19 protein-coding genes are annotated in these 16,604 nt (G+C 36.2%); 16 read left to right on the top strand and 3 right to left on the bottom strand.

Annotation, left to right across the window (positions count from 1 at the left end; genetic code table 11):
- Both B0A64_RS23610 and B0A64_RS23605 read left to right on the top strand, forming a co-directional pair.
- On the top strand, nt 1-905 hold a 905-nt coding region (locus B0A64_RS23610), incomplete at its 5' end, for a DNA polymerase Y family protein (RefSeq protein ID WP_089481919.1).
- 4 nt (nt 906-909) lie between these two features.
- A complete protein-coding gene (locus B0A64_RS23605; RefSeq protein ID WP_089481916.1) occupies nt 910-3,969 on the top strand; it encodes a DNA polymerase III subunit alpha in 3,060 nt (1,019 codons plus the stop codon).
- 111 nt (nt 3,970-4,080) lie between these two features.
- On the opposite strand, the gene B0A64_RS23600 is transcribed toward B0A64_RS23605, so the two are convergent.
- Nucleotides 4,081-4,302, bottom strand: a complete 222-nt coding sequence (locus B0A64_RS23600; protein ID WP_026726915.1) for a helix-turn-helix domain-containing protein — start codon at nt 4,300-4,302, stop codon at nt 4,081-4,083.
- Between the two features lie 284 nt (nt 4,303-4,586).
- Here B0A64_RS23600 and B0A64_RS23595 point away from each other — a divergent pair, with 284 nt between their 5' ends.
- From B0A64_RS23595 to B0A64_RS23570, 6 genes are all read left to right on the top strand, one after another.
- The gene (locus B0A64_RS23595) at nt 4,587-5,726 is read left to right on the top strand and encodes a hypothetical protein (protein ID WP_089481915.1); all 1,140 of its coding nucleotides are present in this window, start codon (nt 4,587-4,589) and stop codon (nt 5,724-5,726) included.
- Between the two features lie 2 nt (nt 5,727-5,728).
- The gene (locus B0A64_RS23590; RefSeq protein ID WP_244285481.1) at nt 5,729-6,772 is read left to right on the top strand and encodes a hypothetical protein; all 1,044 of its coding nucleotides are present in this window, start codon (nt 5,729-5,731) and stop codon (nt 6,770-6,772) included.
- Nucleotides 6,773-6,777: 5 nt separating this feature from the next.
- The gene (locus B0A64_RS23585) at nt 6,778-7,770 is read left to right on the top strand and encodes a hypothetical protein (protein ID WP_089481914.1); all 993 of its coding nucleotides are present in this window, start codon (nt 6,778-6,780) and stop codon (nt 7,768-7,770) included.
- Between the two features lie 4 nt (nt 7,771-7,774).
- Nucleotides 7,775-8,266, top strand: a complete 492-nt coding sequence (locus tag B0A64_RS23580) for a hypothetical protein (protein WP_089481913.1) — start codon at nt 7,775-7,777, stop codon at nt 8,264-8,266.
- 95 nt (nt 8,267-8,361) lie between these two features.
- Nucleotides 8,362-9,054 (top strand): hypothetical protein, encoded by a 693-nt coding sequence (locus B0A64_RS23575; RefSeq protein ID WP_089481912.1) that lies wholly within the window; start codon nt 8,362-8,364, stop codon nt 9,052-9,054.
- Between the two features lie 66 nt (nt 9,055-9,120).
- Nucleotides 9,121-9,588: a hypothetical protein gene (locus B0A64_RS23570; RefSeq protein WP_089481911.1), complete on the top strand. Its 468-nt coding sequence runs from the start codon at nt 9,121-9,123 to the stop codon at nt 9,586-9,588.
- A 22-nt stretch (nt 9,589-9,610) separates the two neighbouring features.
- Here the strand turns inward: B0A64_RS23570 and B0A64_RS23565 are convergent, their stop codons facing one another.
- Nucleotides 9,611-9,889, bottom strand: a complete 279-nt coding sequence (locus tag B0A64_RS23565) for a helix-turn-helix domain-containing protein (protein WP_089481917.1) — start codon at nt 9,887-9,889, stop codon at nt 9,611-9,613.
- Nucleotides 9,890-10,565: 676 nt separating this feature from the next.
- Here B0A64_RS23565 and B0A64_RS23560 point away from each other — a divergent pair.
- Nucleotides 10,566-11,279, top strand: coding sequence for a 2OG-Fe(II) oxygenase (locus tag B0A64_RS23560; RefSeq protein ID WP_089481910.1), 714 nt, complete (start codon nt 10,566-10,568; stop codon nt 11,277-11,279).
- 64 nt (nt 11,280-11,343) lie between these two features.
- Here the strand turns inward: B0A64_RS23560 and B0A64_RS23555 are convergent, their stop codons facing one another.
- Nucleotides 11,344-12,249: a DNA-3-methyladenine glycosylase family protein gene (locus tag B0A64_RS23555; RefSeq protein ID WP_089481909.1), complete on the bottom strand. Its 906-nt coding sequence runs from the start codon at nt 12,247-12,249 to the stop codon at nt 11,344-11,346.
- Nucleotides 12,250-12,423: 174 nt separating this feature from the next.
- Here B0A64_RS23555 and B0A64_RS23550 point away from each other — a divergent pair, with 174 nt between their 5' ends.
- The 7 genes from B0A64_RS23550 to B0A64_RS23520 all read left to right on the top strand — a co-directional run.
- Nucleotides 12,424-12,885 carry an ester cyclase gene (locus B0A64_RS23550; RefSeq protein WP_089481908.1) on the top strand — a complete coding sequence of 154 codons (462 nt, stop codon included), beginning with the start codon at nt 12,424-12,426 and terminating at the stop codon, nt 12,883-12,885.
- A gap of 298 nt (nt 12,886-13,183) precedes the next feature.
- Nucleotides 13,184-13,897: a 2OG-Fe(II) oxygenase gene (locus tag B0A64_RS23545; protein WP_089481907.1), complete on the top strand. Its 714-nt coding sequence runs from the start codon at nt 13,184-13,186 to the stop codon at nt 13,895-13,897.
- Nucleotides 13,884-14,402 carry a hypothetical protein gene (locus tag B0A64_RS23540; RefSeq protein ID WP_089481906.1) on the top strand — a complete coding sequence of 173 codons (519 nt, stop codon included), beginning with the start codon at nt 13,884-13,886 and terminating at the stop codon, nt 14,400-14,402. Before B0A64_RS23545 ends, B0A64_RS23540 begins: the two co-directional genes overlap by 14 nt.
- Nucleotides 14,403-14,472: 70 nt before the next feature.
- Nucleotides 14,473-15,228, top strand: coding sequence for a methylated-DNA--[protein]-cysteine S-methyltransferase (locus tag B0A64_RS23535; RefSeq protein WP_089481905.1), 756 nt, complete (start codon nt 14,473-14,475; stop codon nt 15,226-15,228).
- Nucleotides 15,229-15,264: 36 nt separating this feature from the next.
- The gene (locus B0A64_RS23530; protein WP_089481904.1) at nt 15,265-15,531 is read left to right on the top strand and encodes an Ada metal-binding domain-containing protein; all 267 of its coding nucleotides are present in this window, start codon (nt 15,265-15,267) and stop codon (nt 15,529-15,531) included.
- Complete coding sequence (locus B0A64_RS23525) at nt 15,507-16,172, top strand: TMEM175 family protein (protein ID WP_089481903.1); 666 nt, start codon at nt 15,507-15,509, stop codon at nt 16,170-16,172. The genes B0A64_RS23530 and B0A64_RS23525 overlap by 25 nt, the downstream gene beginning before the upstream one ends.
- 34 nt (nt 16,173-16,206) lie before the next feature.
- On the top strand, nt 16,207-16,604 hold a 398-nt coding region (locus B0A64_RS23520; RefSeq protein ID WP_208863565.1), incomplete at its 3' end, for an alpha-ketoglutarate-dependent dioxygenase AlkB family protein.

Below are 16,604 nucleotides of genomic sequence, written 5' to 3'. Positions count from 1 at the left end.
CTCCGGTCATGGAGAAAGCCAGTATCGATGAATTTTATCTCGATATCACAGGTATGGATAAATTCTACGGTTCCTACTTATGGACTAACGAGCTGGCTCAGTCCGTTACAAAAGAAACGGGCTTGCCGATTAGCTTTGCATTATCGGTCAATAAAACTGTATCCAAAATTGCAACCGGAGAAGGTAAGCCTAAAGGTAATCTTGAAATACCTGAAGATATGGTAAAACCTTTTCTTAATCCATTATCTATTAGAAAAATACCGATGGTAGGCGATGCCACTTTTCAATTGTTATCACGCATAGGCGTCAGAAATATCCAAACACTTTCTGAAATGCCTGCTGAGGTACTACAGCAGATGATTGGTAAGAACGGAATCGAGTTATGGAAAAAAGCTAACGGTATCGACAACAATCCAGTTGAACCGTATACGGAGCGTAAATCAATTTCTACAGAGCATACTTTTTTGCAGGATACAATAGATCTCGACAAACTCAAAAGAGTACTTCAGGGTATGGTGGAAAAATTGGCTTTTCAGCTTCGTTCTGAAGGCTGGCTTACCTCAACGGTGGTCATTAAAATACGCTATGCAAATTTCGATACTGAAACCAAACAATGCAGAGTTCAGTACACTTCTGCAGATCATATACTGATGAAGAATGTAACAGACCTTTTCAACAAACTTTACCAACGCAGGATGCGCCTTCGACTTATTGGTATTCGCTTCTGCGGTCTGGTTAGAGGCACTTATCAGATCAACATGTTTGAAGACACCGAAGAAATGCTTTCGTTGTACCAGGCAATGGACAGAATGAAAACCCGATATGGTTTTGATGCAGTAATGCGTGGAGGCGGCGCAACATTCAAGCCCAACAATAAAAATGAAATATTAAAAAGAAAAAAATAAGCCTATGTACCTCAATTGCCATTCATTTCACAGCTTACGCTATGGCACTATACCGGTTGAAGAATTGGTACAGCTGGGAATTCAATGCAAAGCAGAATCTATGGCACTTACTGACATAAATACGGTAACAGGCATTTACGATTTTATTAAATTGTGTCAGGCTGCATCTATAAAGCCCCTTATAGGAATTGAATTTCGCGGCCAGCATACATTGCGATATATTGGTCTTGCCCTAAACCGAGAAGGTTTAGGAGAAATGAACCGATTTTTGACAAAGCATAATTTTGAAGATTCAGCGCTTCCGGTCCTTGCGCCGGCATTCGTGAATGTTATAGTAATTTATCCTATCACCAATGCCCCGTCTAATCTACAAGAAAACGAATACATCGGGATAAAACCTGATGAACTTCTGCTATTATATAAAGAAAAATGGAAAAACAGGTTAGATAAAATGATGATACTGCATCCTGTTACAATTAGGAATAAAAAAGAATATAACCTTCATAAAATATTACGTGCTGTCGATCTAAACGTGATTGGGTCAAAATTAACTACGGATGATTATTGTAGTGATTCAGAAACAATGCTGCCCCTTTCAGAATTATTGGAAAAATATACGCTCTATCCTACTATTATTCAGAATACCCAAAACATAATTGAGAGGTGCAATTTTGAATATGAATTCGGAATACCGCGAAATAAAAAATATTTCACCAACAGCCGTGATGAGGATATGCAACGGTTAAGAGAACTTGCCCAAGAAGGAATGGTAAAAAAATATGGACCTGACAATATTATTGCCAAACAGCGTGTTGATAAAGAACTAAAAGTCATTGAAGAATTGGAGTTCAGTGGTTATTTTCTCATAACATGGGATATTATTAGGTATAGTATTAGTAAGGGCTTTTTGCACATAGGACGAGGCAGCGGAGCTAACAGTATTATTGCTTATTGTCTGGGCATTACCGATATCTGTCCTATCGAATTGGATTTGTATTTTGAGCGATTTCTGAATGTAAACCGAAAAAGCCCGCCAGATTTCGACATTGACTGGTCATGGAAAGAACGTGATATAATATTAGAATATATCTTCAACCGCTACGGAGTGGAGCACGTTGCTTTCTGCGGCACCAATGTTGAGTTTAAATATCGGTCAATATTCAGGGAAGTTGGAAAAGTATTTGGACTGCCAAAAGAGGAACTTGATGCCCTTGCTAAAAACCCGCTAGAACTTCACGATAATAATAAGGTGGTGAGGATGGTTCAGGAGTACGGAATGATGCTTGAAAAATATCCAAATCAGAGAAGTATGCATTCATGTGGGATACTGATTTCTGAAGAGCCTATCACCAATTTTACAGTACTGGAAATGCCACCAAAAGGATTTCCAATAGCACTGTTCGATATGCATGTGGCAGAAGATATTGGTTTTGAAAAATTCGATATTTTGAGCCAGCGCGGAATAGGACATATTGATGATAGTGTCAAACTGATACGTAAGAACCGTGGTATAAATGTTGATATTAGGGATACATCGCTTTCTAAAGATGAGGCTTTTTGCAATCAATATTTAGGTCGAGGTAAAACTATCGGTTGTTTCTATATCGAAAGTCCCGCAATGCGTGGGCTTCTCAGAAGACTACAATGTAATAACTACAAGATACTTGTGGCCGCATCATCCATTATTCGTCCTGGTGTTGCCCAAAGTGGAATGATGAAGGAATATATTTTCAGACATAACAACCCGACACAATTTGAATACTTCCATGAAGTATTTCAGGAGCAGCTCGGTGAGACGTATGGCATAATGGTATATCAGGAAGACGTAATAAAGATAGCCCTGCATTATGGAGGACTTCCCGCTGCAGATGGGGATATATTACGCAGGGCAATGAGCGGAAAAGGGAGGTCAAAATCCGCCCTTCAGAAAGTAAAGGATAACTTTTTTGAATGCTGTGAGCGTCAAGGCCATCCTTTGGAACTTAGTCAGGAAATTTATCGCCAGATCGAATCGTTTGCCGGATATTCTTTCTGTAAGGCACACTCAGCATCTTATGCAGTTGAAAGCTATCAGAGCTTATATCTTAAAGTACATTATCCAATTGAATTTATGGTTGCGGTTATTAATAACCAAGGAGGTTTTTACAGAACTGAAGTATATGTGCATGAAGCCCGGATTTCAGGTGCCGTAATACATAATCCATGTGTAAATAAAAGCGAATATGAAACTACACTTTATAGTATCGACGTTTACCTTGGGTTTATGCATCTTGAAGGATTGGAAACCAAAGTAGCAGAGCACATAGTTAAAGAGCGTCAATTAAATGGAGAATATAAATCTCTGGAAGATTTTATAAATAGAATAACGATTGGTATCGAAGGAATCCAAATATTAATATTTATTGGAGCATTCCGTTTCACGGGAAAAACAAAGAACCAGTTATTAGTCATTGCAAGGCTGATACTGGTTAATTTCAAACCTGAAAATCGCAATTTGATGCTTCTGCAGGAACCAGTAAAGGAATACAATCTCCCGGTCTTAGAACGATCAAGGTTTGAAGATGCTTTCGATGAAATTGAATTATTAAGCTTCCCTGTTTCCTGCACTCCGTTCGATCTGCTACAAACAAAATTCCGAGGCGATGTAATGGCAAAAGACTTATTACAACATCACAAAAAATCGGTAAAAATGCTGGCTTATTTGATCTCTCGAAAGCACGTTCCTACAAAGATGGGCGCAATGTTTTTTGGAACATGGATAGATGTAGAGGGAGAACTGTTTGATACGGCTCATTTTACTGGCAGCCTTAAAGAATATCCCTTTCAAGGAGGAGGATGTTATCTGCTGCTAGGAAATGTGGAGGTCGATTATCACTTTCCTACGATAACAGTAACCAAGATGGCTAAAATGCCTTTTATACCAGATCCAAGGTATTCTGAAAGTAGCGAAAAACAATACGATGCACATAGGAATATCCGCGAAGATATAAGCATGACCCACAGAGCACCATACCCGCAGGAGCATGAGATAGGTCTGCCGCGACATAAAATGGGAAGTGCCTGAAGATGATCAGTAAAGAAACCACGTAAAAATACTTGTTTTTACTTTTTGAGGTTTTTCCGTAAGGATATAGAAAAAATATTTTGTATGTTCGCTTCGGAAAAGTCTTACCTACTAAAAGCTAATTAGCTGCTTCATATCCACGCCAAGCGCGTCAGCAAGATGTGTGAGATAGATTAGGGACGGACTAATCCTGCCGTTTTCAATACGGCTGATGTAGGAGATATCCAAATCGCTGTCAATAGCAAGCTGGGCTTGAGTAAAGCCTTTGTCTTCGCGAATTTTCTTAAGGTTGGCTCCAAAATTTTGTAAATATTCTTTGTCTTTATCCCTCACAGGACAAAATTCAGAGTTCTAATAATAAATACTGTAGGACGTACGTCCAAGTTAAGAATAAAGTGAGAAATAATAATTTATTAGTAATTCGTAATCTTATAACCCTTAGCATCGTGCTTTGTGCGACGTATGTAAATGGTCAATCGATAACGCCGGTCTTACCAGAAATCAAACCTCCATTACCATCTTTATATCCTTCGGGCACGAATAGTTTACTTACTCCCTCGGCCAATCAGCCATCATCTAATGATAATAATTATCAGCGACGACAGAACCAGCAGATTATGAATGAGGTAGATAAAAATGAAAAATTAAGGGAACAAACTATGCAAAGTGTTCAATCAGATATTGAAGAACTGCGTTCCACCATATATTATGATTTGCCGTCGTTGTCAAAAATGCCTGGATCAAAATATTATAGAGATGTATTTGACCAAATGTTAAATATTGACATAGATAATTATTCAGTAAAAGATGTCAACTTCCAGATTGAAAATGCCTATTTTGAAAATCAAATTGATAAAGAAGAATTCGACAGAACTATAAAACAAACTGCAGATTTCATTTTAGCTAAAATGAAAGAGAGAAACTTTGATACAAATAGTAACACAGCTAAAAACTTTATGCTTTTTGAATTCTTTACTCAACCAATGCAAGTTAAAGGATTTAAAGAAAAACACTTTCCAATCAAATATGATTTTGAGGACTATTGGGGCAAAGACAATTGGGCGAAAATGTTTGTAACAAAACTTCTAAAAACAAATACGGGACAATGTCATTCAATGCCCCTACTTTATCTTATACTGGCAGAAGCAATTGACGCGGAGGCTTATTTAGCTCTATCGCCAAATCATTCTTATATTAAGTTCCAAGATAAAAAAGATAAATGGTACAACTTAGAACTAACAAACGGCATGCTCACAGTTTCATCATTTATTTTAAACAATGGATATATTACTGCTGAAGCAATGCAGAATAAAATCTATATGCAGAACTTAACCAAACAACAAATGCTATCACAATTTTATACTGATTTAGCAACTGGTTACATTCATAAGTTTGGCTATGATGAATTTGTTGAAAAGGTAATTAATAAAGCCCTTGAATTATATCCAACGAGTATCAATGCCAATATGGTTAAAGCAAATTACAATGAGGCACGGTTAAAATATGTTATTAAAGAATTAGGAATAAATACTGAAACTCAGGATGGAAGAAATAAAATATTAAACTATCCAAAGGCAATTGAAATTTTACAACAAATGCAGTCACAATACAAGATAGTTGACGATTTAGGGTTTCAACTTATGCCTGCAGATGCTTATGAAAAATGGCTAGGCTCATTAAAAGAAACAAAAAATAAAGAAGAAAGTGAAAAACTTGCTAAACAATTTAAAGGAACAATAATAAAATTTAAAAACTAATAATGACAAAAAATACCTTCTTACTTCTTTTACTATTGTTTTCAAACCTTCATGCGATTTCTCAAAATAAGGAAAAACTATTTGAAGAAAGTTATACTCTGCTGAGCAGTATGGCTGCAGATGAAAGCTCTTACAATTTCAAGAAAGCTGTTTTCTCAGTTGAAAATGCCTATTTAGATGGAAATTTGGACACTACGTTTATTTATAAACAAATTAACTTGATGCATGTATTAAGTAACTCAATCATAAACAGCAAAAAACTTGATTATGCCGAAAGAGACAAAGATGTAGTTAACAAACGTGCTTCAATATTTTCAATATTATGTGATACCTTACCGCTTAGTATTGATGGTAAGATCTACAAATATGAACCTTTTGGTTATGACTTCAATGACGTTTTCGGACATAATGCTCCTGAAAATCTTTTCGTTTCAAAACTTGTAAAAACACATAAGGGTAATTGCCATTCATTGCCATATTTGTATAAAATCTTATGTGAAGAAATTGGTATTGAAGCCAATTTAGCATTAGCACCAAACCATATTTATATTAAACATCGAAGTATAAAGGATGGCTGGTACAATACAGAATTGACAAGTAGGATGTTTCCAATAGATGCGTGGATAATGGCTTCGGGATTTGTTCATGTCGATGCAATAACAAATGGGGTGTATATGAAAGCTTTAAATAATAAGGAGAGTATCGCATTAGTGTTGGTTGATTTAGCAAACAATTACAATTCTAAATTTCCAGATAATGATGGAATGTTTATTTTAAAATGTACAGAAACTGCAATTAAAAATTATCCAAATTTTGCAACCGCTTTAATTTTAAGAGCTGAAACTCATTACAAGCAAATAGAAAAAAATGAGGATAAAATGAAACGCGATTTACTCTTTAAAGAATTACAAAAAGAGTACGAACATATTCATCAAATTGGGTATAGAAATATGCCAGAAGATATGTACTTCAATTGGTTAGTTTCTTTGAAAGAAGAAAGAAGTAAATATGAAAACAAAAAATTAAATACCTTTAACAAAAATTAATTCTTATGAAGAAGTACTATTTTTTAATTTTTATTTTGTTCACAATCGGAACAGTATCTGCTCAGAAAAAAGAAAAACTTTCTAAAGAAGAAAAAGCCAGAAGAGAAAAAAATATTCAAGCAGGAAATCCTTTTATAAAATATGGCAGTAAAGCGCCAGTCGCTACCTTGAGCAAGGGGAAATATTTAGAGGTTCAAGACCTTGATAGTATTGTAACGATTGGTACAATGCGTTGGCATGTTGATAAAAAAGAAATTGTAGGCAGAATCAGTGTCGATACATTAAATATCGATGCACAGCCTATTGGTGATACAGCAGGTAGATGGATGGCAATTGATCCATTAAGCGAAGAATTTTCGAGCTGGTCGCCATATAATTATGGAAAAAACAATCCAATGTCCAACATTGATCCGGACGGAAGAGCTGCTGACGACTGGAGGAATAAAGCAGGACAATTAGTTTATGACCCGAAAGCAAACGGAGGCAAAGGAGATTATACCGAGCATGCGACTAAAAATGACAGAAATATAGGGAATGCATTACAAGAAACAGCTACGGGTAGAGAACAATTCAACAAACTTGTAAATTCAGATATTCCCACTACTGTAATAATAGATACTCAAAATACTCCAAAAGATGAAAATGGAAAAATGATTGCTGGTGAAACAGGCCCAGTACTTTCAAAAAATGGCAACGTAGCTCAGATGAAAGACGATACAGGCAAGGTAGTCGGTTTGAAGCCCGCAGGATTTGAAATAACTTTGTATACCAAAAATGCTGGTGCTTTAATTGATGGTAACGCCAAAGGTGGTGCAGGTGTTTATGGAAAAGAGTTGCCAAAAAACACAACTTTCACCCAACTAATGGGCGTTATTTTTGGACATGAAATAGAACATGCAACTCCCCAGGATTTGCTAAATGGATATAAAAATCCGAGTAATGAGGAAGGACCGGCAACTAAAATTTCTGATAAAATTATTGACGAATTAAAAAAATAATAAAATGAAGAACTTAATTCTCACAGTAGGGTTTCTATGGATGATTATCGGAATACATTCGGTAAATGCTCAAGTAGTGTCAGACTCGATTAAAATTACCAATGATAACTGTGCTACAAGATTAGCAAAGGAGTATATGCTCAAAATGGGTACAATTGAACAAGACCAAAAACGAAATCCTTTATTGCGGTCTTCTGAATTACTAAAGGGTACTGATTTTGAAAAAGAAGCAAACGGCGTTTTTCTAATATCAACATTTAATACACATCGTCGCAAACTAATTGTTTTAAAGAAAGGAAATCAAATTAAGTTGTTAACTTTTAGTAATTTGGGAGAATCGTTGACAGAATTGATTAAATTTCTTGATGAGACAAAGTTCAGCAATGATGAATTATTGAATTATGTAGACGCTATTCAGACCTATTTAAAATACTCTAAAAACACAATTAAAGCTAATAATAAAATAGGCAATAGTGATTGGCTCAATTGTAAGTAAGAGTTAGACAGACAGAAAAAGTACAGTGCAAAATTTTAATAAAATTTCATGACCTAAAACACGTTTTGAGTCAGGGCTAATTAGAAAAATAGACGATGAAAAAATATATAATATATCTAATCTTATTTCTATTGCCCATACTAAATCATGCACAGAATAACAATATTAAAATTACTCCTAACGAATTATTTAAACTGAGAGTTGATCAATTTATTTACGAGTATAGTGGCAGTTTTTTTGAAGATGGAAGAGTACCGAATTTTACCGATAGTCGCAATTTCAGTTTGAAAACTACTTTGGTAAACACTGCAACAAAAAAAGAAATAGATTTGCCAAATGAACATGTTGGGGATACCTTGAACTTAATTCCGCAACTTATTCTTCTAAATCTAGAAAAAAAGACAATTTCAATAAAAGGTACTGTGTCTGGAGGTTGGACTGGAGGTAAAAGTGATGCTCATATTTATATAGGTCAACGCAATGACACGACACAGCACATAAAGTTAGTTCCAACATTGGAAGCAAATATTATTTACAATGGTAAAGAATTAACTGAAACAGTTATTGTGGACACGATCCCAGCATTCAATTTAAAAAATTTCATTCATGTGAATTCCGAAAATGCCTATGAGGATCATCCTCAAAGAGCATTTGAAATCATAGCCCCCATTGATAAAACCTCTATTCTCGCAATTGGCCAAAATGATTGTTTTGCTGAAATTTTTGAAATCGGCAAACTCCTAGAATATTATCTCTTACCGGAAAAGGGTAAAAAAAAGAAAAAATAAGATAGTTGTCAAATGTTGGTACTGTAAGTTTTTATCAGCAATCCAGAACGTATAACAAATTAACGTATGAAAAAATTACTTTTGATTTTGGTTTTTTTGCTTGGTCAAGTGGCATCGGCACAAGATTCTAAAAGAGCCAGCAATTTTATTATTACAATTGATGAAAATATCATAACGACACTAGCTAATAGCAAAATTATTTTAAGTCAAGGAAATAATATTGTAAGAACTATTCAATTCACTTATTATCCTGGAAGTTTGTCTATGAATCAAGCAGATTATGACGAAATCATGAAATTTGAAGGAACAATACTCTTAAAGTTTGATTATTATGAATATTTAAAAGACGAACAGAAAATTATCAATTACGAAATTGAAACGGGAAAAATTTGGTTTGAACAGCCATACCTGATTTTAAAAATTTATAACACAAATAAGAAAAAATATAGAAAGTTGGAGCCATTAAAAGGCAAGGAATATACTTTTGAGTTGCAGTATTCCACAGGGCAAATGCTACGTATTAGGAAAAAATAATTGGAAGTGGATTCCATCAATGTCACTTAACATTACTAACCCCATCCATAAGTTTTTGAATATCCTCATAGCGATAGTACATAAGTCCACCAATTTTATTGTAAGGAAGGGTGCCATTTATTCGTAGGTTTTGCAAGGTCCCTGCTGAAATACTCAGAAGTTTACGAACTTCGTAGCTTTTAAGCCATACCCGCGTTTCCTGACCTTGTTTGCGGGGATACTGCTGGTATCTTCGAATTTCTTCTAAAAGTTCTTTTTTAAATTTATCAAGGTCATCCCTGGTAATAAGATCTACATTCATAATTATCACTTTTACATTGAACAATATCTACCTTAGATTTTGGTAGTTTTTACAAACCATTACAAAGTAAACTCATGAGGGGAGTGAAAGAGTAAAACTGTCGATGTTTGGCCTATTGTGGCTTTCTTTTGCCGAAAAAATGCAGTTGTCATATACGTAAAAGGTGATCGATACTGACCACCTTTAAAATTTTATTTTAATTGTCTTACAATTTGTTTATGTTTAAAATAGGACAACTAAGTTACTCCAGTCAAATTGTAGCAACTTCAGGCTTTTGAGTTGCATTTGACTGAAGGAATTCGATTTGCCTAACCAAATTCTCATAATTACTTTTTTATAAGTAATTAATTCCTTCAGATTAAAATATAAGTGCTACAAATTTGTATGACAGGCAAATATCAGTATCTATGAGAATATTATCAAACCTTTGACTAATAGTTAATCTAAAGAAAGACCATTTTATTTAAAAAAAAATATTGATAAATCAATGATTTTTTGCTGTGGTAGGCATTTACGGTTACATTACTAACATATCAAATTTCGAGGGAGCAACAAATAACGAAAATTGTGACATCTTAAAATTATTTAGGCGTGTATGACGCCTCTCAAGAAACCGCAAATTTCGGATTTCCAGACCCAAGCCGTATAGTTACTTTTACATATTAAAAATAATATTATGGAAAATATAGAAACACGATTGCTTTATAAAGACTGGGATTCAATTACGAAAGAATTACACCATAAGGGCTTTGTAATAGTTCGCGATGTGCTGAACAAAAAAGAATGTGATGCATTGATTAATGAATACGATGCGGAACAGACATACCGAAAAACAATCAGCATGGCGCGATATCGTTTCGGCCAGGGTGAGTATAAATATTTTCAGTACCCATTGCCTGAGCTCATCACAACAATGCGGGAAAAAGTATATGCTGAAATAGCCCCGGTTGCAAATCAGTGGATGGATGAGTTGAAAATGGAGAGAAAATTTCCTGCTACACATGAGGAAATGAAAAAACTTTGCAGGGAACACGGACAGGAAAAACCCACGGTACTTATTCTAAAATACGGTATAGGAGGCTTTAATACGCTGCATCAGGACCTCTATGGAGAAATTTATTTTCCAATGCAAATGGTTTTTATGCTTGACCAGGCTGAGATGGATTATACTGGTGGAGAATTTGTAATAACAGAGCAAATTCCCCGTGCGCAGTCGAAGGCTAATGTATTGAAGCCTAACCGTGGCGACATGGTTATCTTTACAACCAACTTTCGTCCAGTGAAAGGAACCAAAGGCTACTACCGTGTAAATATGAAGCATGGTGTCAGCCCGTTGCACAGTGGCAACAGGCACAGTCTCGGTGTAATTTTTCATGACGGGCTTAGCTAAACATTCCTTAGCAAATAAGAAAAGCCGCGGGTAATTCGTGTTACTTGTGGCTTTTCCATTTAAATTATTCCTGCGGTTTAGATAGAGTCCGCCATAGATAAAAAACTACATACGACTGCCATCCCATAAATGACTCAAAAAAACGATCAATGGAGTGTTTGTCTTCTTTTGACCTAATCACACGATGATTAATTAGTGCCTTTAAAATCCCGACGTCGCCATGTGGCACGCAAGCAGGTTCTTTCATGCTTTTCATTAAAGCATAATTAGCCGTCCATTGTCCAATACCTCGTATGCCTGTTAAAAATTTAATTCTGCTCTCTAAATCCGGAAGGTCCTGTACTATTTTTTTGCTCAATTTTCCGTTTAAAAATAATTGGGCTATTGCAATAAGGTACTGCGCTTTCTTTTCAGAAAATTGAAGCTCCCGTAAATCGCTAATATTTGCGTGCGCAAGTATTTCGGTCGCCGGAAACGCATAATACTTCTGACCTTCGTAGACAGTAAATTCTCCATAACGCTCTACCAGCTTTCTTTTGACCTTGTATGCAAATGAAAGGTTTATCTGTTGTCCGATTATGCACCACGCCAATGCTTCAAAAAAATCCGGCATACCTATAAATCTTAACCCACTATACTCATCTGCCATGTATGAAATTCTTTTGTCTGCTATAATGGCTTTATAAAATTGAGTCAAGTCTGTATTCAAATCAAACCAATCCGAAACGAATTCTACTACAGTTATTATTTCTTCATCGGAAGGCGAACCAGTAAGCCATTCCAAAATTAATTTTTCAGGAGTAGGATGAATATCCACAACCATAATCTTATCACCTGATCTAAAGCCACGCCGAACCCTGTCGTTGTAAATTTTGTAGATGCAATCGTCAAAATCACGGCTCAAAAACCACAGGCATTCCTGCTTGCTGAAAAGGCCCGTTACGGGAATCTCTATCTTTTTATTTTCCATGAGCCAAAATAATTATTTCCCTGGAAAACAGGCAATCCGAATATTGCTATACTATAAAAAAATGAGCTGATTACAAAACCGCAAGAAACGGATTTCACAGCAAAGAAGGTCTGAGTACTTTTGAAACAACAAATGAGTAAAATACTCTAAGTAAATAATTAAAATTTCTAAAAAATGGAGAATCAGAAAACAAAACAAGAATTGAACAAAGAAGTTGTTGTGCGTTGGTTTACAAGCTTTTGGGGTGAGACTGTCGATCTTTCGATTATAGACGAAATTGCTTCCCCTGACATGCTTTTGAAATATTCACTTCATGAGCCACGCAAAGGTCGCGAAGACATCAAAGCATTCATGACAGATTTCCGTGCAGCTTTTCCTGATCTAAACTTCGGGGCAACTGCGGACCTGATTGCCGAAGGTGATTATGTCGTTGGACAATGGCAAGGCGGCGGAACACATACTGGTATTGCTTTTAATGATTTTCTTGCAGGTTCTCTTCCTGCAGCTACCGGAAAAAAAATGAATTTCACAGGAACAACAGTACTGAAAGTGGTGGATGGCAAAATCGTTGAAGAAATCGGGCTTGATGATGGTGTTACTGCATTGACCCAATTGGGCTTAATAAAAACTGTATAGGAAAAGTTTTTATAACAGAATGGTCGGGTCAATAGCCCGGCCTTTTTACTACTCATAATCCAGTTCATGTTTATATTATAGTTTAAAGAGTGATGCTCCGTTGTATCATAAAGCTACATTATACGACAATGAGTGTCATTATTTTTTTCAATCACAATCTAAATTCTCTAGAAAAAAAAATAAAAGCAACACCGCAAATAACGGATTGCTAATAATTGCTGCGCTAACTAATTTTGAAACTAGAAACAAATAAAATAGCGGCAATCAATAAGCCAATTCAACTTTAATTAGAGTATTAATGAATACAATAGAACAAAGATTAAAAACTAAGAAATGGGACATAATCCTTGATGAATTAAACACCAAGGGATTTGCCATTATTCCTGACCTTATCAGTGATGTGGAAAATGGCGAACTACTTGGCGAATTTAAAGAAGAATATAGATATAGAAAAACTGTCGTTATGGAACGTTACCGTTTCGGCAAAGGTGTCTACAAATATTTTAATTATCCCCTGCCAGATATCCTGACTGAATTAAGGGAAAACTTTTATGGTTATCTCGCGCCTGTTGCCAACAAATGGATGGATGTACTGAAAATAAAAACCCGTTATCCTGAAAATCATCGGGATTTTATCGAGCAGTGTAAAACCAATGGGCAAGAGAAAGCCACGGCACTGATTCTCGGATATGGTCAGGGAGGATTCTGTGCAATGCATCAAGATTTATATGGAGAGGTCTATTTTCCAATGCAGATCGTACTTTTCCTGGATGATATTGATAATGATTATACAGGAGGTGAATTTATCCTTACTGAAAACATTCCTATGGCTCAGTCCCGTACTCACGTTATCAAACCAAAAAAAGGCGATGTAATTGTATTTGCAACTAATTTTCGCCCCGTCAAAGGTGCCAAGGGTTATTATAGGGTAACAATGAAACATGGGGTATCTACGATTCATAGTGGAGAAAGGCACACTCTGGGTATCATTTTCCACGATGCTAAATCGTAGCACAAACTATCCAGCGATTCTTAAAAATGAAAACATTACAGAATTGGCTGAGGAAATCACAAAATGGATAGACGAAAACAATTACGAAACCTATTCTCTCTCAATTGGATATGATAGAAACGATACAAATTATAATATAGCCGAAGAACTGGCAGAAAGATGGCAGTACAACCAAACATGTGTACGTGTTGATGGTGGGTTTATAATTACACTAGTGAATTGGCCGGAAACAGCCGCCTCATGGCTTGCCCAGGCAAAAGAACTTAATAAGGACAGACCGGATGCCATAGCTATTATAAGTTCAATATCCAGTGGTCTAGCTGTCTTGAAAAGGCTGGCTGACCAACAAAACTGGTCTGCATCTCAAACTTTTTGCATTTTCGATGACACAGAAACTCTGCAAAGATATGCGGCTGAACTATCAGTCCATTCAGGATTAAAATGTATTATGAAAGATGGAAGCAGGTGGATTGTAGACAGTGTTGGTTTACAACAAATTAAATAGGTAAAACAGCAAATATCGGATTTCATATGGCATCCTAATTTAGGACCTTTGTTAAATAAAATATTTGGTCATGGAAAATTCATTTAAAAATATATTGGAAATCATAGATCGTGCTGCTGAAAACAACGAGGTTGGGATTAGTTTATTTCAGGACAGCATTAGCGTTCCTGTCGCGGACAAGAGCACTTTTGAAGAATGGTCCGGAAAGTCATTCGAATGTATAAAAGAGCTTATCTCTGCTTCCTATGGAAAACGCCAAGTTGCGTTTAATCCATTTACCGACGGTATTAGTTTTTCCGATACATCGTTGATTTTCAAAACATTTGACCAGAGAGTGAAGCAAAACATCTCTTATTCACTTGAAAATACAGTATACGGCCAAATTATTATTGCCTCTACCACTAGTGGCATTTGTTATTTGGTTTTTTTCAGCGGCACAGAAGCAAAGGCACAGGAAATATTGCAAAAAGAATTTCCAGACTCGACCATAATCAAACAAATGAGTGCGCTGCAGGCAACAGCCTTAGAATATTTAGGTGGTAATGACAACCAGGTGGTCACGCTCCATGTAAAGGGTTCGCCAGCTGCATTACAAATTTGGGAAGCGCTGACAAAAGTACCGTGCGGCAAATTGATTTCTTATGGAACATTAGCAAAAGCAACCAATCATATGGCACAGGAAATTGGAACTATAATGGGTGATAATCGTATTGCCATGTTAATACCATGCCACCGGGTAATAAAGTCAACAGGCGAATTTGGACAATATCACTGGGGAGCAAAACGTAAGCGGGCGATGATTATTAGGGAAGCTGCGGTTCTTTAAAGTTGTCTTTTGTATATCAATATTAAAACGAGCGATATGTTAAATCATATAGATCTAGGGGAAACTGCTGAAGAAAGAAAAAAAGCTGTCGGCTCTTTAATTCGCAAAGGTGATGTTACACTTGGCGGATACAGGAAAGCAAAAATATACGGACTGCTCACTTGTTCATCTGGCAAAAGAATGAAAATAGAAAACCGAGTTTTCTTTAAAGATGAACCCGAAGCATTAATTAACAAATACAGGCCATGCGGTCACTGTATGAAAAAACAATATGAACAATGGAAGAAAGAAATGAACAAGTAAATAGTAAAATAAGCGGTTCATCTGGAACAGTCCGTATTGAAGCAATGAGCGATGCAACATTTGCAATCATTATCACTTTGCTTGTACTCGAAATACACCGTCCGGCGGTTCCTAAAGGAGCATTGGGACACGAACTCTTAGAAAGCTGGCCATCCTATCTTGCCTACGGCGTTGCATTTATATATGTCGGGGTGATTTGGCTTAACCATCACTATGCCTTTGTACGGCTGAAGCAGACAGATTTGAAGCTGAACTGGATAAATTTTGGAGTTCTTGGAACTGCTGCCCTAATTCCTTTTCCAACAGGTGTGCTGGCCGACGCTTTTCAAAGTGGTAATCTTGAAGACCAAAAAGCCGCTATAGTGCTTTATGCCCTTATTGCTGGGCTGATGTCTCTTGCATGGGTGCCATTATATGCATATCTCGGCAGAAATGCTGTCCTGCTTAAATCAGATGTCGGAACAGGACTTTTCAAAGCCCAGGTAAGGAAACCGCTAACGGGAATTTTCCTGTACTTCGTCAGTGGAATGCTCGGATGGTTTTTACATCCACTGATTGCTGTTTTGATTTTCATTTTCATGGTATTGTACTATGCTTGGACGAGCCAGGGAGTAAAAATACGTCGTAATGTGCCTGAATAATAATAAAATATATTCTAGATATTTGGAATTGAAAATGAAATATGAAAATTTACTTCCAGTTGATGGGGAAGTATATTTATTTCCTGAAATGTTTGATCAGCCCACGAGCAATGAATTATTTGCAGTACTAGCACAAACTATTAATTGGAAACAGGAACCTGTTAAAATTATGGGGCGGGAAATTATGCAACCGCGACTTACTGCTTGGTATGGCGATGAAGGAATGGCTTATAGTTATACTGGAATAACGATGCATCCTTTGCCATGGACAGCCGAATTACTGAAAATTAAAAAAGCTGTTGAAGAGTTATCTGGTGAAAATTTTAATAGCGTGCTTTTAAATCAATATCGGGATGGTTGCGATAGCGTAGGCTGGCATCGGGATAACGAAAAATCGTTAGGGATTAATCCAGCTATAGGATCTGTAAGTTT

The organism is Flavobacterium araucananum (assembly GCF_002222055.1).
In the GTDB taxonomy this organism is placed as follows: Bacteria; Bacteroidota; Bacteroidia; order Flavobacteriales; family Flavobacteriaceae; genus Flavobacterium; species Flavobacterium araucananum.
The sequence above is the reverse complement of the archived record's forward strand: the minus strand, read 5'-3'. Positions and strand labels throughout refer to the sequence as shown.